Here is a 22,752-nt window from a genome sequence, read left to right as displayed (position 1 = left end):
GCATCATTTGAATTTGTTCGTTTCTTTTACACTCTTGCCGTCCATGGAGGACCGAATGACCGGTCTGATATCCCGCTTGAGACAGCTACGGCACTCCGATCAGGCGATCGTTGCGTCGGTTCGCGAGACGCTGGTGGAATCGCTCTACGCATCTCCCCAGTCGCTGGTGATCGGGGCCTTGACCAGCAGTGCCATCACCGGAAGCGTCGCGCTGGTCAGCGGTAACAAATCGATGATTGCGTGTGCGGTGGCGATCGCGATCGTCGCCGGCATTCGCGTGATCGATACCCTACGGTTGTGGCGCCATCCGCCGAAACGCGATCTGCCGTCCGAGATCAAGACGAGCCGCCAGGAACTGCTCTATCGCGCGGGTGCGCTCTGCTACTCGGCGCTGCTGGGCACGTTCGGCCTGCTCACGCTGGTGCATACCAGCGACGGCGTCCTGCAGTTGCTGGCGGTGACGACGACGATCGGTTACGCCGCCGGCATCGCGGGTCGCAATGCCGGTCGCCCGTGGATCGCACTATCGCAATTGTGTTTCGCATCGCTGCCCCTGTCCGTCGGCCTCCTCGTCTCGCTCGAACCGCTGAAGATCGTGTTGGCGATCGTGATCATGCTGTTCGTCGTGGCGATGATGGACATCACGCTGCAGACGTATGGCGTCATCCTGAAGGCAACGACGGTATCGCGCGAGAAAGCCGCGTTGGCGGAACATCACGCCGCGATCGCGCGCCGGGACGATCTGACCGGCGTCGCCAACCGCACTGCGTTCCGCGAGCGCTTCGAAGCGCGGCTACAGGCGCTGAACGGTGGGACCCGGTGGTTGGCGATCCACTGGATCGATTTGGATCGCTTCAAGGAAATCAACAACTCGTTCGGGCATTTGGCAGGCAACGCCTTGTTAGCCGCCGTCGCACACCGGCTGGACAATGCGTTCGGGCACAGCGGAATCGTTGCACGCCTCGGTGGCGACGAATTCGCCGTCGTCTGCGAGGTCGAGCAACGCGGGGATGCGGTCACGATCGGGCACAGGATCATCGAACTCGTCGAACGGCCCGTGCAGCATGACGGACGGCAGCTTCGGGTCGGTGCATCGCTCGGTATCGCGATCGCACCTGCGGATGGCGCGGACGCGGATACGCTGCTGAAGAATGCCGACCTGGCCTTGTACCGGGCCAAGGATAGCGGGCGCGGCCAGATGTGCTTTTACGAGCCGTTGATGGACGAGAAGGTCGAGCGCAGCCGGGACCTGGCCGCCGAGATGCAGGGGGCGCTCGAACGCGGCGAATTCCATCTGGAGTTCCAGCCGATCTTCGATCTGGCCGGCGAGCGCATCCTGTCGTGCGAGGCGTTGTTGCGCTGGACCAACCGCCGGCATGGTTCGATTCCGCCCTCAGAGTTCATTCCTATCGCCGAGGACAATGGGCTGATCGTTGCGATCGGCAGCTGGGTGATCCGCGAAGCATGCCGCGTCGCCAGCACCTGGCCAGGCGAGATCAAGATCGCGGTCAACCTCTCGCCGATCCAGCTGCGCTCGGCAAACCTGCCGATGGTGATCATGAGTGCCCTCGCGACCAGCCGGCTCGATGCCAACCGGCTCGAGCTCGAGGTTACGGAATCGGTCCTGCTCGACGATATCGAGGCGTCGCTCGCCGCGCTGGACGCGATCAACCGTCTTCACGTTCGCACGACGCTGGACGATTTCGGGACCGGCTATTCCTCGCTCAGCTACCTCACCAAGTTCCCGTTCCAGACCTTGAAGATCGACCGGACCTTCATCACCGACCTTGAGCAGAGTCCTGCGTCGGTCGCGATCGTCCAGACCGTGATCGAACTTGCGGCCAAGCTGGGCATGCGGACCGTCGCCGAGGGCGTCGAGACCCAAGCGCAACTGGATCAGCTGCGCCGTACGAGATGCGACGCGGTACAGGGCTATCTGCTGGCGAAGCCGATGCCGGCAAGCATGGTCGCGACCCTGCTTGCCGGCGACGGGGTCAAGGTACGCAGCCGCCTTTAGAGCCGCCGCCTACCCGGTTGCATATCTACGCGGCAGCTTTGTCGAGCAGGCGCGTCTGGGCACCGACCAGGCGCCGCATCAGCTTGAGGTCCGCGTCGCTCAGCCGCAACGCTGCGTCGGCCCACAGGTCCACGACAGCCTCCAGCTCGGCGAGCGCGAGTGGATTGACCGACCGAGATGCCTCGTAGATCGCGCAATGGCCGCTGTGGCGGCGGCGGTTCTGCCGAATATAGGCTTCGACCTCGGCGCGGCCTCTGCCCGCGTCCGCCAAGGCGTGAACTATGCCAAGATCGTACAGCTCCTCGGCGCTATAGGTTCTCCCGCTCAGGATCATCTGTTCGGCACGCGCGGCTCCAAGCCGGCGGGACAGGAAGCAATGCGCGCCCATCCCCGGAAACAGGCCGAAATTGGTTTCCGGAAGGCCGAAACTCGTCCCGCGTTCGGCAATGACCACGTTGAACGATAGCAGGGCTTCGAACCCGCCGCCCAACGCGTCGCCCTCGACGAGTCCGATCGTAATGATCGGTTGGTCGAGGCTGCGCATGTTGCGATGCAGGATCTGTACGCACGCGCGTCCGTAGCGCACGAGTGCATCCCGGTCGCCTTTGCGGATATGCCCCGCAAACAGGTCGAGGTCTCCGCCCAGCGAAAAAACGCCGGGAAACCGCGACCCGAGTACCACGTAACGGATCGGCATGATGCCGGAAGAGCGGGCATGGGCAATGTCGTTCTGCCACTGGTTGAACTCCGCGAGCAGCCCGGGATTGAAACTCGGCCGGCTTCGTTGCCGCATGTAGGTCCAGAGCGTATCGAGACTGGGGTCGAAGTGGGTTTCCAGGTCGACGAACTGGAACGGTTGTCGAACAGGGACCGTGTCGGGTGTGTCGATCGCGCGATCCTGGTGATGATCGTTGCAGTTCGCGGGCACGGCGGCGCCGTAGTCGAGAGTCATGATAGACGTCCTTCCTTACAAACAGCAGGCTTGCTGCGGGGGAAGTCTAGGTCGATTCCGTCACCGATACCGATCGCGTCGTGCGTTTCGGAAGGCGTTCGTCGCAAGCGTCGATCGGAACGACGCCAATCACGCCGGTAGTCAGCGTTTCGCTTTGCAATCAGATCACTATGCCACTTGCGCGAACGCTTCGGTCCGGATCAACCTAAGGTATTCATCATGGGGGATTTCATGCGCCGTTTCATCACCGCCATCCTGCTCGCTGCCACAGCCTGCCCCGCGATCGCCAAAACCGTTTCCGTCGAAGACGTGTCGCTCGACCGGCTGGGCGTAATGTTGCGTGATGGGCAGGTCAGCAGCGTCGACCTCACGCAGGCCTATCTCGACCGGATCGCCGCGATGGATCGCAAGGGACCGGCGCTGCACGCCGTCATTGCGGTCAACCCCGACGCGATCGCGCAAGCGCGAGCGTTGGACGCCGAACGCAAGGCCGGCCATGTGCGCGGTCCGCTTCACGGCATTCCAATACTGATCAAGGACAATATCGAGACCGCGGATCCCCTGTCGACAACCGCGGGGAGCTTGGCACTGAAGGATAACCTGACCCGGCGGGACGCACCGATGATCGCGTATTTGCGGCGTGCCGGTGCCGTCATACTAGGCAAGACCAACCTGTCGGAATGGGCGAACATCCGCTCGACCCACTCGATGAGCGGCTGGAGCGCGGTCGGTGGCCTCGTGAAGAACCCCTATGTCCTCGATCGGACCGCGTGCGGGTCGTCATCCGGATCGGGCGCGGCGGTGGCCGCCAGTTTCGCGGCCGCGGCGATCGGTACGGAGACCGACGGATCCGTCGTCTGCCCGTCTTCGATCAACGGCCTGGTAGGGTTCAAGCCGTCGATCGGCTTGGTCAGCCGCACGCATGTCGTGCCGATCAGTCACAGCCAGGACACGCCGGGGCCGATGGCACGCAGCGTGAAGGACGCCGCGATATTGCTGTCGGGCATGGTCGGCGCAGATCCGGCCGATAGCGCGACTGCCGGCGCGGTGACGAAGGACTATACGGCCAGCCTGTCGGCAAACGGCCTGTCGGGGGTGCGGGTCGGGGTCCTTCGGCCCGAAGGCCTGTCGGTCGATCTGACCCAACGGTATGAGGCCGCGCTTGGCGTCTTGCGCGCCGCTGGTGCAGTGCTGGTCGAGGTCAAAAGTCCCAAGCTCGATGGCTTAAGCGCTGCGGAGCTGACGGTTCTCAAGACCGAACTGAAGGCCGATCTGAACACGTATCTCGCGACCACCCCCGCCTCGGTGAAGACCCGGACACTGGGCGCGGTGATCGCCTTCAACCGCGAGCATGCGTCGACCGAGATGCCGTTCTTCGCACAGGAACTGTTCGAGGATGCGGACAAGACGGCGGGGCTGGACGATCCGGCCTACAGGACCGCACGCGCGACCTCGCTTCGACTGGCCGGCGTAGAAGGGATCGATGCCATGTTGAAAACAGCGGGCGCGCAGATCCTCGTCGAGCCGACCTATGCCGCGGCGTGGCTGAGCGACCCGATCTACGGCGACACCTATGAAGGGCAATCGGCGGCGGCGCTGCCCGCGATCGCCGGCTATCCGCACCTCACCGTACCGATGGGACTCGTGCGCGGCCTGCCCGTCGGGCTGTCGTTCATCGCAACGAGGAATGCCGACGAAGCCGTGCTACGGGCCGGCTATGCGTATGAACAGCGCGCCCTACCCCGGTCGGCCCCGCGGTACCTGCCAACCGTCGATATCGAAGCTGCCGCTTCGGCCAATTAGCGCCGGCAGATCGGGGGCGGCTTCGGCCGGCGGGTCGGGTCGCTGCCCGGTTCGTCGTCCCCCAGGCCGGGCTAAACTTCGCGCGTACGCTTGACGGCTGCGCGCTCGTCCCGGACTGTCGCCCGCGATGGCAACCGCCCCAAACCCCCGCTGGCCCAGCGACCTCATGCAGGCCGCGCTCGCGCTGCACGACAACCAGCTCCATGTCGCCGAACCGCTGCTCAAGGCGTATCTCAAGCAGGACCCGTTCGAAGCGCGCGCGATCCGCATGCTGGCCGAACTGGCGGGCCGGATCGGACGGTACAAGGATGCGGAGACGTTATTGCGCCGCGCGGTCGAGCTGGCGCCCGGCTTTACGGCGGCGCGCGCGAACCTTGCCCTAGTCCTGTACCGGCAGAACCGCGCGCCCGAGGCGTTGACCCTGCTCGACGCGGTCATTGCCGACGAGCCCGACAATCCCGGCCATGCCAACCTGAAGGCCGCCGCGCTCGGCCGGCTGGGTGGGTTCGAGGATGCGATCCTGTTGTATGAAAAGGTGCTGCACGATGCGCCGACCCAGCCGCGCGTGTGGCTGAGCTACGGTCACATGCTGAAGACCGTCGGGCGCCGCGACGACGGCATCGCCGCCTATCGCCGCGCGCTGGCGCTCCAGCCGACGCTCGGCGATGCCTGGTGGAGCCTCGCCAACCTCAAGACGGTGCGGTTCGACGATAGCGACATCGCCGCGATGGAGGCTGCGCTCGCGCGCGACGACGTTGGTGACGAAGACCGCTTCCACCTCGACTTTGCGCTCGGCAAGGCTTTCGAGGATCGTCGCGATGCCGTGCGCTCGTTCGCGCACTACGATGCCGGCAACACGCTGCGCCGGACCCGTATCGCCTATGATGCCGCCGAGACGACGGCGTTCGTCGACCGCAGCATCGCGGCGCTGACACCCGCCCTGCTGGAGGCGCGGCATGGCCAGGGTTGCGCGGCGCCCGATCCGATCTTCGTCCTCGGCATGCCGCGGGCAGGCTCGACGTTGGTCGAGCAGATCCTTGCGAGCCACAGCCTGGTCGAAGGGACGACCGAACTCCCGGACATGCCGGCCATCGCACGCCAGATCGCCGATTACCCGGACGGCATTGCGGCGCTGTCCGCCGACGCGTTGCGCGAGATCGGTGAGGACTATCTGCGCCGCGCGGCGATCCAGCGGCGCACCGATCGCCCGTTTTTCATCGACAAGCTGCCCAACAACTGGGCGCACGTCCCGCTGATCCATCTCGCGCTGCCCAATGCCCGGATCATCGATGCGCGCCGGGATCCGATCGCGTGCTGCTTCTCGAATTTCAAACAACATTACGCACGCGGCCAATCGTTCAGCTATTCGCTCGACGATCTCGGCCGCTATTACCGCGATTACGTCCGGCTGATGACGCATGTCGACGCCGTCCTGCCGGGCCGCGTGCATCTGGTCGACCATGAAAAGCTGATCGAAAATACCGAAGCCGAGGTGCGTGCATTGCTGACGGCATGCAGCCTCGACTTCGAGCCTGCCTGCCTCGCGTTCCACGAGAATGATCGCGCGGTTCGTACCGCGAGTTCGGAACAGGTCCGCCGCCCCATCAACCGCGACGGCGTCGATGCCTGGCGTCCCTATGCCCCGTGGCTTGGCCCCTTGCGGGTGGCGCTCGGCGATGTGGCAGAGTCCTGAGCCGTGGCGAAAACGTCACGGACGCGTCATAAAAATCTGGAACGGCCAAGCTTCGTTTGACCTTTGTTGCGTCGCAACACACCCTTCGGACACAATTCGTCGTGGGGGCCATTTCCAATGTCTAATTTCGATCGTCGCGTACTGATCGCGTCGCTCTTGGCGTCGTCGGCCCTCGCAGCGCCGGTATCCGCACAGACCGCACCCGGCGCCGCGCCGGTATCCGACACGGCAGCACAGACGTCGGGAGAGTATGAAGGTGACATCGTCGTCACCGCGCAGAAGCGCGATCAGAACATCCAGAACGTGCCGATCAGCATTCAGGCGATCGGGACCAAGCGGCTCGACGACCTCAACATCTCGAACTTCGCGCAATATACGCAGTTGCTGCCATCGGTGTCGTTCCAGACCACGCAGCCCGGATCGACCGTCGTCTACATGCGCGGCGTCGCATCGGGCGGCGACGGCAACCATTCGGGCCCCCTCCCCTCGGTCGGCACCTACCTTGACGAACAGCCAGTCACGACGATCGGCGGTACGCTCGACGTCCACATCTACGACATCGCGCGGATCGAGAGCCTCGCCGGACCGCAGGGCACGCTGTACGGCGCCTCGTCCGAAGCGGGCACGATCCGGATCATCACCAACAAGCCCGATTTCAGCGGCTTCTACGGCCGCGTCGATGCAGAGGTAAACACCGTCAAGGCGGGTGGCATGGGCGACAAGCTGGAGGGCATGCTCAACATCCCGCTCGCCCAGTCGGCAGCGCTCCGGGTAGTCGGCTTCTACCAGCGCGATGCCGGCTATATCGACAACGTCGCCGGCTGCCGCAGCTACCTGCCCGAGCCGACCGCGACCTCGTGCACCTCGGCGAACGGCGGCGTCGTGGTCGACAATGCGGCGTTCGTGAAGAAGAACTACAACGACACCGAAACCTATGGCGGCCGCGCCGCGCTGAAGGTCGATCTCGACAGCAACTGGACCGTCACGCCCACCGTCCTGTACCAGGAACAGCGCAACCACGGCACCTATGGCTATGACCCGAAGGTCGGCGATCTCCAGGTGCAGCATTTCTTCCCCGAATATCGCAAGGACCGCTTCATCCAGGGCGCGCTGACGATCGAGGGCAAGCTCGGTAACTGGGACGTGACGTACGCGGGCGCGTATCTCGACCGCAAGACCTACACGTCGAGCGACTATACCGATTACGCCGAAGCGTATGATTCGATGTATTCTTCGGTCGGCGGGCTCGCGGGCTATTTCTACTATCAGGACAATGCCGGCCGGACGATCGACCCGCGCCAGAAGATCATCGGCACCGATCATTTCAAGAAGACCAGCCAAGAATTGCGCGTCGCGTCGCCTGCGGAGGACCGCTTCCGGATCGTCGCCGGCGGCTTCTACCAGCGCCAGACCAACGCGATCCACCAGGATTACCAGATCGCCAATCTGGGTACCGCGGTGTCGGTCAACGGCTCGCCGGGCACGCTGTGGCTGACCGAGCAGAAGCGCGTCGACACCGACTATGCAATGTTCGGCGAGGCGAGCTACGACATCCTGCCGAACCTTACCGCGACCGCCGGTGGTCGCGCCTATATCTACGACAATTCGCTGATCGGCTTCTACGGCTTCGGGCGTAACCCCGCGGTCGATCCGGACGATGGCCGCCCGTATACGGCAACGCCTTTCAACGCGGCCGGCAGTAGTCGGACCGGCGTCGCCGGCTGCTATCTCGCCAACGGCCAGACCTTGCGTGAGGCGTATCTCAGCGGCGGCAACACGGCCGCGCTGCTGCCGGCCGCGGTGGCGGGCTCTCCCTGTACCAACCTGGCGACCTACACGACCACCGGACTGATCCCAAAGCGGACGCAGGGGCAAGGCGCCACCTACCGCTTCAACCTGACGTTCAAGCCGACAGACAAGGTGATGGTCTATGGCACGGTGTCGCGCGGCTTCCGCCCGGGCGGGATCAATCGTCGCGGCGACGTCGCGCCCTATGACGCCGACTTCCTGACCAACTACGAACTGGGCATGAAGACGACGCTGTTCGACCGACTGCGGTTCAATGCCACGATCTATCAACAGGCATGGGACAAGTTCCAGTTCTCGTTCCTGGGCGCGAACAGCTTCACGATCATCCAGAACGGTCCCAATGCGCGGATCAGGGGCGCGGAGGCCGATGCGAACTTCTCGACCGGCGGCCTGTCGCTGACCGCGGCGGGCTCGTACACTGATGCCAAGACGCGGAACGACCTGTGCGCGACGCAGGTCTGCATCGGCGACGGCAGCGACGTGCTGGCCGTGAAGGGGACGCGCCTGCCGATCACGCCGCGCTTCAAAGCAAGCGGCACCGCGCGCTACAGCGTCCCGATCGGCAGCGCGAAGGCATATATCCAGGGGCTGGTCGCGCATCAGAGCTCGGCGTCATCGGACGTACGGACGATCCAGGCGGCAAGCCTCGGCCGATTGAAAGCCTATACGACCGGCAACGCGTCGATCGGTGCGGACCTGTCCGGCTATACCTTCGAAGTGTTCGTGCAGAACCTGTGGGACGAACGTGCGCAGCTGTCCCGCTTCCAGCAATGCGGGACGTGCTCGCAGCGTACCTACATCGTCACCAGCACGCCGCGTACGATCGGCATCCGGGCCGGCGCGAAATTCTGAATGGAACTACCGCCTGCGATCGATCGGTCGCAGGCGGATCTGGCATGGGCATATGCCCTTGAGGAAAGACGATAATGACCCCGATGTTCAAGCTGTTCCTGACCGCCGCCACGCTGGCGTCTGCACTCCCTGTTGCGGCGCAGACGAGCGCGACGACCGCCCCTGCCAATGGGCTAGAGATCGCCAGGAAGATGATCGCGTTTCGTAGCGTGCGCGGCCCCGGCAACCAGACGCCGCAGCTTGCCGCGTATCTGAAGGCGACGCTGGTCGCGGGCGGCTTCGCGGACGCCGACGTGACGATCACGCCGGTCGACGACACCGCCTATCTGATCGCGACCTGGAAAGGCAGCGACGCGGCGCTGAAGCCGATCGTCGTGTCCGGCCATATCGACGTGGTCGAGGCCAAGCCCGCCGACTGGCAGCGCGATCCATTCACCGCGGTGGTCGAGAACGGCTATCTCTACGGCCGCGGCGCGACCGACATGAAGCTCGACGCCGCCCTCGCGATCGCCACGCTGCTCGACATGAAGAAGGCGGGCTACAAGCCGAAGCGCGGCATCGTCCTGGCGCTGTCAGGCGATGAGGAGACGGTGATGAAGACGTCGTCGCTGATCGCCGACAAGCTGAAGGCCAGCGAGATGGCGCTCAACATCGACGGCGGCGGCGGGCTGTACGCAGAGAACGGCAAGCCCGAATATTTCACGATAGGTGCGGCCGAGAAGACCTACGCCGACTTCCAGATGGAAGTGACCAACGAGGGCGGCCATTCCTCCGCACCGCGCAAGGTCAACGCGATCAACGAACTGTCGGCGGCACTGGTGAAGATCGGGGCATATCGCTTCACCCCGCAGCTGTCGCCGATCACCAAGGGCTATTTCGAAGGCGTCGCCCCGCGCCAGACGCCCGAGCTCGGCGCGGCGATGCGTGCCTTCGTCGCCAACCCGGCGGACCAGAAAGCGATCGAGACGCTTGCCGCCAACACCGGGTATGTCGGCCAGATCGGCACGACCTGCGTCACGACGATGGTCAGCGGCGGCCACGCGCTGAACGCCCTGCCGCAGCGTGCGACTGCGAACATCAACTGCCGCATCTTCCCCGGTGTGAAGCCCGCCACGGTCATGATCGAACTGGCGAAGGTCGCCGCCGATCCGGGCGTGAAGTTCAGCGACGTCACCGAAGGGTCGAACCCGACCGACGCCTCTCCGCTGCGCGCCGACCTGACCGGTGCGGTCAAGACCGCGATGGGCAAGATCCGGCCCGGCGTGCCGATCTTCCCGAGCATGTCGGCGGGCGCGAGCGATTCGATGTGGTACCGCTCGGTCGGCGTCCCGAGCTACGGCGTCAGCCCGATCTTCATCAAGCAGTCCGACGACTTCAGCCACGGCCTGAACGAGCGGACGCCGATCGACAACATCCCGCTGGCCATCACCTATTACCGGTCGCTGTTCACGGATCTGACCAAGTAACTGTTCGAACGATCAGACGTCTTGCGGGGGCTACGTAGCGCGACGCCCCCGCAGGCGAGCTATCGAATCAGATGATCCGCCGATATGTCGGCGGGAGCACGGCATCCGATCTGGGCCATGGCGAATTCCAGTTCGGCGCGAAGAATATGGAGCGCGTGCACGACGCCCGCCATCCCGGCTACCGCGAGCGCGTGGAACTGCGGCCTCCCGACCAGCACGGCAGTCGCGCCGAGCGCCAACGCCTTCACGATATCGGTGCCACGGCGGATGCCGCCATCGAGCAACAACGGCACCCGATCAGCCACTACGTCGACGATGGCGGGCAACATTTCGACCGGCGTCGCCAACCCGTCGAGCACGCGGCCGCCGTGGTTCGATACGATCACAGCGTCACACCCATGATCGATGGCCTTGCGAGCATCGTCGGGCGAAAGGACGCCCTTCAGGATGATCGGCAGTCGCGTCGCCCCGCGTAGCCATGCGATATCGTCCCACCTAGGTGCCGCGTCGATCAAAGGAGTGCCGAACAGGATGCGGCCGCCAGGGCGCGTCGTGTGCGACACTCTGGGCATACCGCGGAGGTTGGCCGCGTCGACGCCCTCCGGCAGCGTGAAGCTTGACCGCTTGATCGATGCGTCCACGGTGACCACGATCGCCTCGTACCCCGCCGCCTCCGCGCGTCGCACGAGCGCGAGGCTCCATGCCCGGTCCTCCTGCAGATAAAGCTGGAACCACAGGGGCGCTGCGGCGATGCCGAGTTCGTCCGCGGTTTGGCGTGCGGCTAAGGCAATATCTTCGAGCGGAACGCTCGACAGCGTACTGACCACCATTCCCACGCCCAGCGCCATCGCCGCGCGTACCGTCGCCAGCTCGCCCTCGTCATGGACGATGCGCTGATAGGCCACCGGCGCCAGCAGGACGGGGACCGCATGACGTCGCCCGAACAGCTCGATCTCGGTATTGCCGTCGCGCAGATCGCCAAGGACGCGCGGCAACAGACGAAACCGGTCGAACGACAACCGGTCGTTCCCAATGGTCGAGCCCGCATCCACACCGTCCTGAATATGGTGCCAGACATGCGCGGGCAGACCCGACGACGCATGACGTTCATAATCTGCCAGTCGTTCGATATCGGCCGGAATGAACGACGGCGGCCGAGCATCCATCAGCACGCGCCGCGATCGGTCGGACCAGGTCTCGACCTGTCAGTGACGCTTCGACTTGTGATGGGCGCGTTCATGACCGGGAGTCCTTTGTAACAATCAAGTTCCGGGTCGTACTCGGTTGGGGGCGGCGTCGCCGTGCATGGAGATCGGACGCTAGGTCGCCGCCGCACACTTTGCAATGAAGCCGCCGACCATGCCAACGGCCCGCGCCGACCCAATACGAGATGCCGTCGAGCACTAGGCAAGCACGCCTGTTTATGCGAGTGATCCGCATTAGCCTGTTATTGAATGGATTGCCGATGCCTGTCCAGACCCTTGCGAGACCGTCGTCGGCGACGGTCGAAACGGTGCAGACGGTACCTGCGCCGGGGGCAGCGTTTCTGTATCCGGTGCCGGTCGGGCGAACGGTCTACCAGCCCAACCGAATGAACCCTCTTTCGGCGGTCGCTGCCGTAATATTGGCAGGCGCCACGTTTTCTTCGCTCCACTATCTCGGAAACCTGTCGCCGCACCGTAAACATGAGCAGCGCCTGACCATCCTAAATCTGGCGAACCTGACGGAGCCCCCGCCCCCGCCCGCACGGGCGAAGGCCGAGCCCAGGCAATCCGACGCTGCCCCCCAGGCCCACGTCGCGGTCGTAGCGCCGATACCTCTAGTCGAGGCGCCAACACCGTTGCCTGCGGTCGCCGTGACCGAAATCTCCATCCCTCCTGCGCGCACGTCCACGACCGTCGAAACAGCTCAAACGCCACTCGCCGAGGCGAAGCCGGCCGCACCCAGCGCATCGACGACGGAGGTCGGCGATCTGTCCAGCAAGATGATCTCCGCCACGCCGCCGCGATATCCGGTAGAGTCGCGCCGACTGCGTGAGCAGGGCACGGTGATCCTGGCCGTCTTGCTGTCGTTGGAGGGACGCGTCGAGCAAATCTCGATCGCCCGAAGCAGCGGTTTCGAGCGACTGGACCGGGCTGCATATGGTGCCGTCCGCCATTGGCGATGGTCGCCAACGATCCACAATGGCCAGCCGGCGCTCGTACGCGGCAATGTCGTGATCCCGTTCGTTCTCCGCGTCGGTGCCGGAGCGTAGCCAGCGTTTTCGGACGAGCGCGCGCACAGCGGAGCGTGCAGCACTACCCGCACGCTCGGTCTCAGGGGACGTCAAGGCGTAGAACTATCTCCGATCGTTACCCTGACTAACCACTTGAACGCGTTTGATTGTTGCGAATAAGTCGCAATATATATTGACGATGAGAATGACTCTCAATAACAGCAGCGACATCACATTACCCCGGGGGGAAACTCAATGTCGCTGCTTCCAAACGCCTATGCAAAGGCGCCGTCATTCTTGGCGCTGTCCTGCGTCGGATCACTTCTGCTGCCCATCGCCGTGTCGCACGCATCCGCCCAGACGACGCAGGATGCACCGGCGCTCGGCGGGGTGACGGTCAGCGATACCGCGCTCGAGATCGAGGTTGGTCGCAAGCAGGAAAGCCCCAAGGCAACCCGCCCGGTCCGCGACACGCCGCAGACCGTGACGATCATCACCAAGGAAGTCATCGACCAGCAGAACCTGCTGACGCTTCGTGACATGCTCTCGACCGTGCCGGTATCACCTTCGGCGCGGCCGAAGGGGGCACCCCGCCCAGCGACCAGATCAACCTGCGTGGCTATTCGGCGAGCAACGACATCACGCAGGACGGCGTGCGCGACAGCGCAGCCTATAGCCGCTCGGATTCGTTCAATCTCGAGCAGGTCGAGGTCGTCAACGGTGCGAACTCGGTGACGACGGGCAGCGGATCGGTCGGCGGTCAGATCAATATCGTCACCAAGCGTCCGCTGGCGGAAACGCGGATCGTCGTCAGCGGCGGTATCGGCACCGACAATTATTATCGCAGTACGGTGGATGCCAATGTCCGGGTCAACGACCTGATCGCGGTCCGGCTGAATGCCATGGCGCACGAGAACGACGTTCCCGGTCGCGACGTCGAGAACAACAAGCGCTGGGGAATCGCGCCGTCGGTGACGATCGGCATCGAGAGCCCGACCCGGCTGACGCTGCAATACGTGCACCAGGAGGATGACAACATCCCTCAGTACGGTGTCCCCTATTTCACCAATGCAACGGCGGCGGGCCCGGTGCCCGGTGTCGATCGCAGCGATTATTTCGGATTTCGCAACGTCGATCGCCAGGACATCACGGTCGATCAGGGCACCGCGATCGGCGAGCACGAGTTCAGCGACACGGTATCGATCCGTAATCTCGGCCGCTGGCAGAAGGTCTCGCAACTGTCGGTCGTCGGTCCGCCGCAGGGCACCTATTGCCTGGCGACGGGCGTGCAGCCGACCGGCGCGGCATGTCCGGCGACCGTGCCAGCAGGCTATTACCTGATCGGTGGTCCGCGCGGCAATTACCGCGATTCAGAGAACGAACTGATGTACGATCAGCTCGACCTGAAGGCAGCATTCAGCACCGGCGCGATCGAGCACACCGCGGTCCTGGGCGCCTCGGCGAGCTGGGAAAAATACACGCTGGCCACCGGCAACGCGCTGCGAAATGCCAATCGCACGCTGGTCGTTACCGCCTTTCCGCTGGTCAACATCGCCAACCCGAACGAGGTCGTGCAGGGTCCGGCTGGCTTCGCTTATGGCAGCAACGTCTACACCGGACCGGTCAACCTGATCCAGAACAGCGGCCAGCACGGCGAAGTGACCAACTACGCGGTCTATTTGTTCGACACGCTGAAGCTCGGCAAGGTGGAGCTGAACGGCGGGGTCCGCTGGGACAGCAATCACGGCCGCTTCCGCGCGGATACCGCCGGCGCGGCGGCAACGCTGACCACGCCGCAGGGCGCGATCGTGCCGGGGTTGCCGACGCGCAACGATGCCGAATTCTTCTCGTACCGCGCCGGGCTGGTCTACAAGCCGATCGAGGCGGTTACGCTGTACGCGTCTTACGGCAATTCGAAGACTCCGTCACAGAGCTCGGTCAATGGATCGTGCGTCGCAACCGGCACGTCGCAGACGTGCAATACGAAGCCGGAAGGCGCGGAAACCTTCGAGATCGGCGCGAAAGCCGAACTCGGCGCGGGCGTCCTGCTGAGCGCCGCGGTGTTCCGCAACGAGCGCAATTCCTACCGTGTGGACTCTGGCGACCCCTTGATCCCGTCGCAGCAGCTCGACGGTCATTCCCGCGTCGATGGCGTCTCGTTGAGCGCAATTGGCAAGATCACATCGGCTTGGCAGATCACGGCGAACTACACCTATCTCGACGGTGAGCTGATCCAGTCGGTCTCGGACAAGTGCCTGAACGCGCCGGGCTCGACCGGGTGCACGAACACGGTTGCGATTCCCGATGCGCTTCACGGCGCCAAGCTCGCCAATACGCCGAAGCATTCGGGCAGCTTGTTCACGACGTACGCGCTGCCGTTCGGGCTGCGCCTGGGCTACGGCGCGACCTACCAGGGCAGCTTCCCGTTCGCGACCACCAACGTCAACGTCCTCAAGTCGAACGCCTATTGGGTCCATAACGCCTATGTCGCGTATGACGTCACACCCAAGATGGTCGTGCAGGTCAACGTGAAGAACATCGCCGACAAGGATTACTACACGCGTATCCGCAACAATGGCTGGGCGACCCCCGGCGATGCCCGTGCAGCGGTACTGTCGCTGAACTATACCTACTGATCGACGCCGTAGGGGCGGCGTCCTCATGCGCCGCCCCGATAAGTTTGCGCACTATGCGCGCGGCGGTCGCATCGCGCGCCCAAGTTCACTACGGCATCGTCATCGACCGATCCGAGGCCTCACCATGCTGCTGCAGATTCCCGACCTACTTGGCGCCGACGAGGTCCGCGATGCACGCGCGATGCTCGAGGCGGCGGAGTGGGTGGACGGGCGCGCTACCGCGGGACACCGTGCGGCGCGCGTAAAGAGCAATCTCCAGTTGCCGATCGATCATCCCACGGCACGTCGCCTAGGCGACCAGATCGTCGATCGGCTGGGCCAGACCCCGCTGTTCATTGCCGCGGCGCTGCCGTTGCGCGTCCTGCCGCCGCGCTTCAATCGGTACGAAGGTGCCGGGGCTTACGGCCCACACGTCGACAGCGCGATCTTCCCGGTTCCCGGTACGGCGCTGCGTGTAAGGACGGACATATCGGCGACGGTGTTCCTCAGCGATCCCGACGAGTACGACGGCGGCGAACTGGTGATCGACGACGTTTTCGGCGAGCAGCGCATAAAGCTGCCTGCCGGCCACATGATCATCTACCCCGGCAGCAGCCTGCACCACGTCACGCCGGTAACCAGGGGTACGCGGCTCGCGTCGTTCTTCTGGACGCAGAGCCTCGTGCAGAGCGACCAGGACAGACGGACGTTGTTCGAACTCGACAGCGCGATCCAGGCGCTGAGCGGCGATCATCCGGACCACGACGCGATCGATCGGTTGACCAACATCTACCACAATCTCCTGCGGCAGTGGTCGACGACCTGATCCGACGCTTATCCGGCCGCCTTGCGAAGAATGCGCGAGAGCTGCTCGACCGAATAGGGCTTGTGCAGCAATTCGAAGCCGTGCGTTCCATCCTGCGCAAGCACGTTGCTGTACCCCGAGGTGAGCACGACCGGTAAGTTCGGGTAGCGCGACCGGATGGTCTTGCCGAGTTCGATGCCGTTCATTCCCGGCATGACGACGTCCGAGAACACGATGTCGAAGCGCGACGCGTCTTTAGCCAGTTCGGCCAGCGCGTCCTGCGCGTCGGAAACCCAGATGGTCACATAGCCGAGTTCGGCCAGCGACTGGGTCGTGAACGTCCCGACTTCCCGGTTGTCCTCGACCACCAGGACGCAGGTGCCGTGACCATCGGCCAGACTTTCGACGGCGTCGTCGGACGTCATCGGTGCGATCGCGTCGACTTCGGGAAGATAGAGCGTGAACGTCGTGCCTAGACCGACGGCACTCTCGACGATGATGTCGCCGTCCGACTGCTTGGCAAATCCGAAGACCTGGCTGAGACCCAGGCCAGTCCCCTGCCCGACATCCTTGGTCGTGAAGAACGGCTCGAAGATGCGCTCCAGCTTTTCGGGCTCGATACCGGAACCGGTGTCGGTCATCGCGATCGCGACATACCGTCCCTTGACCGCGGGATGTGATCGTACCGCGGGGATGAAGGATGCGGGCCTGACGACGATATCGATACGGCCGGCACCGTCCATCGCGTCACGCGCATTGACCGCCATGTTGACGAGCGCCGTATCGAGCTGGCTGGGGTCGACGTTGGTGAAGCAGGCCCGGTCCGGCACGTCGATGCCGATGACGATCCGCGACCCCGTCAGCGTGCCGAGCATGTCCGATATGACGTCCAGGCTGCGCCCGACATCGATGACCTCGGGCTTCAGCGCCTGCCGACGCGCGAATGCGAGAAGCTGACCGGTCAGTTTTGCCGCGCGATCGGCGGTGTCCGAGATCGCATCGATATAGCGTTCGCGTCGCTCCGCGCTGAGGTCCGGACGCTTCAACAGGTCCGTGGCCGAACGGATCACGGTAAGCAGATTGTTGAAATCATGCGCAACGCCGCCGGTGAGCTGCCCGACCGCTTCCATTTTTTGCGATTGGCGCAAGGCATCCTCGGCATGGCGCAGTTCGCCGGTCCGGGCCACCACCTGCTGTTCCAGCGACGATGCCAGCGCCGCGAGTTCCTGCTCCGCGCGCCGTCGCTCGGTTGCGATCCTGGTGCGTTCGGCGACTTCGCGAACCAACACGATCTCGTCCGGACGCCACTGGCGCGCGTCCGCGTCTCCGAGATAGAGCATCGCGACGAGCTGGCCGTTCTCCATGATCGGAATGTTGATGATCGCCCGGGCGTTCAGGCCTTCGAGCGCTTCGGCCTTGGTCGACGTCCGCGGGTCCGCGCGAGCGTCGACGATACAGACTTCGTTGCCGCGCTTCAGGTCGTCGACATACGATCCGAAATCGCGCAGGTTGAAGCTGCCCGACAGCGGCGCGACGTTCGGCGCGCTCCAGTCACGAACGATCGTGACGATTTCCGCAGCGCTGTCGATCTCTCCATAGCCGGCACGTCCGACGTCGAGCGTATTGGCGATGATCCGCGCGGCCTCAAACGCGATGTCGTCGGCGGATTCGGTATCACGGAACATGTCGCCAAGCTCGACCAATGCCGCACGCATGATCTCGCCGCGTCGTTGGTCGGTGATATCGGTCGAGACGCCCGCGATCCGCAGCGCTTCGCCATCGGCGTTGAAGAAGGGTTGTCCGCGCGATCCGATCCACCGCATCTCGCCGTCGCCACGCCTCACGCGGTAGATCACGTCGTAATCGGTCGCCTCCTCGACGCAGCGGCGTACCTCTGCGATGCTCTTTGCCCGGTCCTCCGGATGGATCGCGTCCAACCGGTCTGCATAGGTAAACGGTGCATCGATCGGCCGACCGAAGATCTCCTTGCAGGTTTCCGACGCGGTGAGGCGCTTGGTCGCGATCTCGAGGCTCCACGTACCGAACCGTACGGCCTTGAGCGTGAACGCCAGTTCGCGTTCGTGCTCTTGCTGCAGACGCAGCTGGTCCGTCAGCTCGGCCATCAGAGAGGCATTGCTGGACTCCAGACCCTTTAGTCGGTCCCGCTCGATCGTGACGTCGACCTGGCTGGCGAAGAAGTACGCGAGGACGCCTTCGGTATCGTAGACCGGCGCCACGAACAGCCGGTTCCAGAACGTCTCGCCGTCCTTGCGGTAATTCTGGATATCGACTTCGATCGGCTCGGCACGCGCGATGGATTCGCGAATACGCCGGACCGTCTTGGGATCGGTTTCCGGTCCCTGCAGGAAGCGGCAGTTTCGACCAAGGATTTCAACACGCGTAAAGCCGCTCAGTCGGCAGAATGCGTCGTTGGTGAAAACGACCGGATTATCGGGCAACCGAGGGTCCGTGATGATCATCGGCATGCGCGTGGCACGAACGGCCGCAACGAACGGGTCGCTTCCGACGTCCTGACCGATCAACTCCGCAGCGATGCGTTCGGCATCGACCGTCATTTTCGATGCGCTTGCAACGGCGCGTTCGGGCGTATCACTCAATGCCGTCTACTCGTCGTTTGCCGTTCGATACCCGTCACCTAAGCTAGCCCCGGTGTCGCGGCAACGCCCGAACCGGTCGCGGGAGAGGCCATGACCGCTCGTTGCATGGGGTGTCCGATAAGGTTCGGCGGCCATTTTGCGCTTATATGCGTCCCGATCACGCCGGCGCCACGCCGTCCGCGTTGACGAGATCGCTGCCAACCAACGTGCCGATCAGGCGGACACGTTTTTCGACCAGATCGACGGGCGTCCGGGGAAGTTCGAGCTCGTATCGACCGCCCATGTCTCGCCGCAGATAGAAGGCGCCACCGTCGCGGATTAGCGTCCCCGTTTCGTCGACCCGCTTACCGATCGCCGTCATGCCACTCCCCTTTTCCCGTTGCGACAGGCTGCTGCGCGTCGGCGCAGCGACCGAGACGCCCCACCATGTCGGGTGCAATACGATCCATAATGAGGTTTCGATGCAAATCTTCGTAAAGTCGCGTGCGTGCGCGTACCCGGAACCGCGCACCAAGCCGGACAGGCGATTGAGAACGCGTCGGTTCACCGATAGGTGTGACGCCTTGTCGAGCGATGTGCACGTTCGGGCAACAGCGAGTCACGACGGGGAGTTCGGATGCGAAAGACGGTAGGCGACATGTCGCGGCAATCGGCGCCGTCGGCCGACGTGGTGATCGTCGGCGGAGGGCACGGCGGCGCGGCGTGCGCGATCGCGTTGCGCAAGGCGGGCTTTGCCGGCTCGATCCTGATCGTCGGCAAGGAAGCCGAACTGCCGTATGAACGCCCGCCTTTGTCGAAGGACTATCTGTCGGGCGAGAAAAGCTTCGAACGCATCCTCATCCGCCAGGAAGCATTCTGGATCGACCAGCGGATCGATCTTCTGCTGGGATCGGCTGTCGTGTCGGTCGACCCGTCCGCGCACAAGCTCTCGACCGAAGACCACGTTGAAATCTCCTACGGGCAACTGATCTGGGCAACCGGAGGAACGCCGCGACGCCTGACGTGCGGTGGCCATCATCTCGGCGGGGTTCACACCGTCCGCGACCGCGCCGATGCCGACCGGATGATCGCCGAACTGCCCGACGTCCGTACGGCGGTCGTGATCGGCGGCGGCTATATCGGCCTCGAAGCCGCCGCCGTCCTCCGCAAGTTCGACAAGTCGGTGGTGCTGTTGGAAACGCTCGACCGCGTGCTCGCGCGGGTCGCAGGCTAGGACCTGTCGCGGTTTTTCGAGGCGGAACACTGCGCGCACGGCGTCGACGTACGTCTCGGCCAGACGGTCGCGTGTATCCTCGGCGACGGCCAGGTAACCGGCGTCCGGCTGGCCGACGGCGAGGTGATCGCGGCCGATATGGTCATCGTCGGCATCGGCATCGTGCCCCAGGTCGCGCCGCTGATCGCCGCGGGAGCCGGGATCGGCAACGGCGTGGCGGTCGATGCGTTCTGCCGTACCGTGCTGCCGGACATCTACGCGATCGGAGACTGCGCGCTGCGCGTCAACCGCTTCGCCGTCGGTGCTTAGGTCCGCATGGAATCGGTTCAGAACGCCAATGATCAGGCGACCGTCGTTGCAAAGTACATCGCCGGCCAGCCGGTCGCGTACGATGCGGTGCCGTGGTTCTGGTCGAACCAGTACGACCTGAAGCTGCAGACCATCGGCCTCTCGGTCGGCTATGACGAGGCGGTCCTCCGCGGCGATCCGGCGACGCGAAAATTCTCGGTCGTGTATTTGCGAGAGGGTCGGGTCATCGCGCTCGACTGCGTGGGTGCGGTCAAGGATTACGTCCAGGGACGCAAACTGGTCGAGACCGGGGCGGTTATCGCTGCGGCGATGCTCGCGGATACGGCGGTGATGCTGAAGGACATGACCGGCTGAGCATGACCTTGCTTCAGGAGCTCGGACGAAGCCCCAGGCACAGGAGTTCGGCGATGTCGCGAGCGATCTGCGGCGCCGACATCGGGCCCTCGGGACGAAACCAGCGCGCAGGCCAGTTGAGCGCGCCGGCGAGCGTGAACGCGGTCAGCCGCACGTCCTTCACCGCTGCCGACCCGTCGCGCACCGCCGCCTCGATCATGCCGCGCATCGTCCCGTCGATTTCGGTTTTCAGCGCGCGAAACTCCATCCGTGCGCCTGGCGAGAGCACTTCGTCAGGCGTCCGGATCACGCACCGGCCGAAATCGTCCATCGTCACTTCGGCATACAGCCGCAGGAACGCCGTAAGCCGATCCAGTCCGCTGCCGTCAATGCGCTGGGACTCGTCTGCCGCACTGCGCAACTGCCCCAGCCCGACGCGGACGCATTCGAGCAGCACCTGATCCTTGTTGCCGAGATGATGGTAGATCACAGGCTTCGTTACGCCGAGACTCGCGGCCACGTCGTCGAGCGAGGTCGCGTGAAAGCCGCGTTCGTTGAACATGCCTACCGCTGCCCGAAGCAATGCATCGCGCTTTTTCAGACGCAGCGCCTCGCGAGCGGCCGTCGTCGGGAACGGAGAGGCGGCAGGCGGTTTGACGGAAGGTCGGGCAGGCATGCGCGTTCTTGACACGAAGGCGGCAGCAAGCGCAACTACTCGCCAGTAGGGTGCATACCTGCGCGTATGGCAATCGTGCCTAGCGGACCGATATGACAATTTGGAATGGCGTTCGCGACAGGTCGTATTCGCCGCAGTTCACGAAGGAATAAGCATGTCCACCGATCCCGTCATCATCGCCAGCTATGCCCGGACGCCGATGGGCGGCTTCCAGGGGGCGCTGTCCGGCGTCACTGCGGTCGAACTTGGGTCGACGGCGGTCCGCGCCGCGGTCGAGCGCTCGAAGGTCGATCCGGCGATCATCGACCGCATCTATATGGGCTGTGTGTTGCCCGCCGGGCTCGGCCAGGCACCCGCGCGTCAGGCCGCGCTCGGCGCTGGCCTGCCTAATTCCGTCGAGGCGACCACCGTCAACAAGATGTGCGGCTCGGGCATGCAGGCGACGATCATGGCGACCGAGGCGCTGATGGCTGGCACCGTCGACGTCGTGATCGCCGGCGGCATGGAGAGCATGACCAACGCGCCGTTCCTGCTCGCCAAGCACCGTTCGGGTGCGCGGATCGGCCATGACGTCGTGTCGGATTCGATGATGATGGACGGCCTCGAGGATGCCTATGAGAAGGGCAAGCCGATGGGCGCCTTCGCTGAGGATACCGCCGGCGAATACCAGTTTACCCGCGAGGACCAGGACGCGTTCGCGATCGAGAGCCTCACGCGTGCGAGCGCTGCGATCACCAGCGGAGGCTTTTCCGACGAAGTCGTGCCGGTGACCGTCAAGACGCGCAGCGGCGACGTGATCGTCAGCGAGGACGAACAGCCCGGCAAGGCCAAGCCCGAGAAGATCCCGGGCCTGCGTCCCGCTTTCGCCAAGGACGGGACAATCACTGCGGCAACCTCGGCATCGATCTCGGACGGTGCCGCCGCCCTTGTGCTGACCCGCGCGAGCGTCGCTGAGAAGCTCGGGCTGAGCCAGGAGGCGCGGATCGTCGCTACCGCGGCGCATGCGCATGCTCCCGCGCTGTTCACGACCGCCCCCGTCTCGGCGATCCGAAAGGTCCTCGATCGCGCGGGCTGGAGCGTCGAGGAGGTCGACTTGTTCGAAGTGAACGAGGCGTTCGCGACGGTTGCGATGATCGCGATGCGCGAACTCGGCATCCCGCGCGAGAAGCTAAACGTCAACGGCGGTGCGACCGCATTGGGCCACCCTATCGGCGCGAGCGGCGCGCGGATCATCGCCACGCTGGTGGCTGCGCTCAAGCTACGCGGGCTGAAAAAGGGTGTTGCGGCGCTCTGCATCGGCGGCGGCGAAGCAACCGCCGTCGCGGTCGAACTGATCGACTGACGACCGGTACGGCGTGTCGGGCGTGACAGCGTCG

At 64.4% G+C, this 22,752-nt stretch carries 13 protein-coding genes and 2 pseudogenes; 10 read left to right on the top strand and 5 right to left on the bottom strand.

All coding sequences use genetic code 11. The features are described from left to right. Positions 1–55: 55 nt before the first annotated feature. Positions 56–2,017, top strand: coding sequence for a putative bifunctional diguanylate cyclase/phosphodiesterase (locus SJY41_RS02510; RefSeq protein WP_380778785.1), 1,962 nt, complete (start codon positions 56–58; stop codon positions 2,015–2,017). 25 nt (positions 2,018–2,042) lie between these two features. Here the strand turns inward: SJY41_RS02510 and SJY41_RS02505 are convergent, their stop codons facing one another. Next, entirely contained in the window at positions 2,043–2,969 is a 927-nt protein-coding gene (locus tag SJY41_RS02505) for a crotonase/enoyl-CoA hydratase family protein (RefSeq protein ID WP_380778783.1), read from the bottom strand. A 231-nt stretch (positions 2,970–3,200) separates the two neighbouring features. Here SJY41_RS02505 and SJY41_RS02500 point away from each other — a divergent pair, with 231 nt between their 5' ends. The 4 genes from SJY41_RS02500 (at position 3,201) to SJY41_RS02485 (ending at position 10,592) form a co-directional block, all read left to right on the top strand. Next, positions 3,201–4,772, top strand: a complete 1,572-nt coding sequence (locus tag SJY41_RS02500) for an amidase (protein WP_380778781.1) — start codon at positions 3,201–3,203, stop codon at positions 4,770–4,772. A gap of 127 nt (positions 4,773–4,899) precedes the next feature. Then, positions 4,900–6,465, top strand: a complete 1,566-nt coding sequence (locus tag SJY41_RS02495) for a sulfotransferase (RefSeq protein WP_380778780.1) — start codon at positions 4,900–4,902, stop codon at positions 6,463–6,465. A gap of 117 nt (positions 6,466–6,582) precedes the next feature. After that, positions 6,583–9,126: a TonB-dependent receptor gene (locus SJY41_RS02490; protein WP_380778778.1), complete on the top strand. Its 2,544-nt coding sequence runs from the start codon at positions 6,583–6,585 to the stop codon at positions 9,124–9,126. Between the two features lie 74 nt (positions 9,127–9,200). After that, positions 9,201–10,592, top strand: coding sequence for a M20/M25/M40 family metallo-hydrolase (locus SJY41_RS02485; protein ID WP_380778776.1), 1,392 nt, complete (start codon positions 9,201–9,203; stop codon positions 10,590–10,592). A gap of 59 nt (positions 10,593–10,651) precedes the next feature. Here SJY41_RS02485 and SJY41_RS02480 read toward each other — a convergent pair whose 3' ends face one another. Continuing rightward, the gene (locus tag SJY41_RS02480) at positions 10,652–11,758 is read right to left on the bottom strand and encodes an alpha-hydroxy acid oxidase (protein WP_380778773.1); all 1,107 of its coding nucleotides are present in this window, start codon (positions 11,756–11,758) and stop codon (positions 10,652–10,654) included. Between the two features lie 689 nt (positions 11,759–12,447). On the opposite strand from SJY41_RS02480, the gene SJY41_RS02475 reads away from it, so the two are divergent. The 3 genes and pseudogenes from SJY41_RS02475 to SJY41_RS02465 all read left to right on the top strand — a co-directional run bounded on the left by SJY41_RS02475 (position 12,448) and on the right by SJY41_RS02465 (position 16,248). Continuing rightward, positions 12,448–12,846 (top strand): energy transducer TonB, encoded by a 399-nt coding sequence (locus SJY41_RS02475; RefSeq protein ID WP_380778771.1) that lies wholly within the window; start codon positions 12,448–12,450, stop codon positions 12,844–12,846. Between the two features lie 351 nt (positions 12,847–13,197). Next, positions 13,198–15,443, top strand: a pseudogene (locus SJY41_RS02470) (TonB-dependent receptor). A gap of 124 nt (positions 15,444–15,567) precedes the next feature. Beyond that, entirely contained in the window at positions 15,568–16,248 is a 681-nt protein-coding gene (locus SJY41_RS02465) for a Fe2+-dependent dioxygenase (RefSeq protein ID WP_380778769.1), read from the top strand. An 8-nt stretch (positions 16,249–16,256) separates the two neighbouring features. Here the strand turns inward: SJY41_RS02465 and SJY41_RS02460 are convergent, their stop codons facing one another. Then, complete coding sequence (locus SJY41_RS02460) at positions 16,257–18,803, bottom strand: PAS domain-containing protein (protein ID WP_380778767.1); 2,547 nt, start codon at positions 18,801–18,803, stop codon at positions 16,257–16,259. 199 nt (positions 18,804–19,002) lie between these two features. Further along, the gene (locus SJY41_RS02455; RefSeq protein WP_380778765.1) at positions 19,003–19,206 is read right to left on the bottom strand and encodes a DUF5818 domain-containing protein; all 204 of its coding nucleotides are present in this window, start codon (positions 19,204–19,206) and stop codon (positions 19,003–19,005) included. 276 nt (positions 19,207–19,482) lie between these two features. Between SJY41_RS02455 and SJY41_RS02450 the strand changes: the two are divergent. Continuing rightward, a pseudogene (locus SJY41_RS02450) lies at positions 19,483–20,721 on the top strand (NAD(P)/FAD-dependent oxidoreductase). A gap of 13 nt (positions 20,722–20,734) precedes the next feature. Here SJY41_RS02450 and SJY41_RS02445 read toward each other — a convergent pair. Continuing rightward, entirely contained in the window at positions 20,735–21,376 is a 642-nt protein-coding gene (locus SJY41_RS02445) for a TetR/AcrR family transcriptional regulator (RefSeq protein ID WP_380778763.1), read from the bottom strand. A gap of 154 nt (positions 21,377–21,530) precedes the next feature. Between SJY41_RS02445 and SJY41_RS02440 the strand changes: the two genes are divergently transcribed. Continuing rightward, positions 21,531–22,718 carry an acetyl-CoA C-acyltransferase gene (locus tag SJY41_RS02440; RefSeq protein WP_380778762.1) on the top strand — a complete coding sequence of 396 codons (1,188 nt, stop codon included), beginning with the start codon at positions 21,531–21,533 and terminating at the stop codon, positions 22,716–22,718. Positions 22,719–22,752 lie beyond the last annotated feature (34 nt).

The sequence above is a fragment of the Sphingomonas sp. R86520 genome (assembly GCF_042466285.1).
In the GTDB taxonomy this organism is placed as follows: Bacteria; Pseudomonadota; Alphaproteobacteria; order Sphingomonadales; family Sphingomonadaceae; genus Sphingomonas.
The sequence above is the reverse complement of the archived record's forward strand: the minus strand, read 5'-3'. Positions and strand labels throughout refer to the sequence as shown.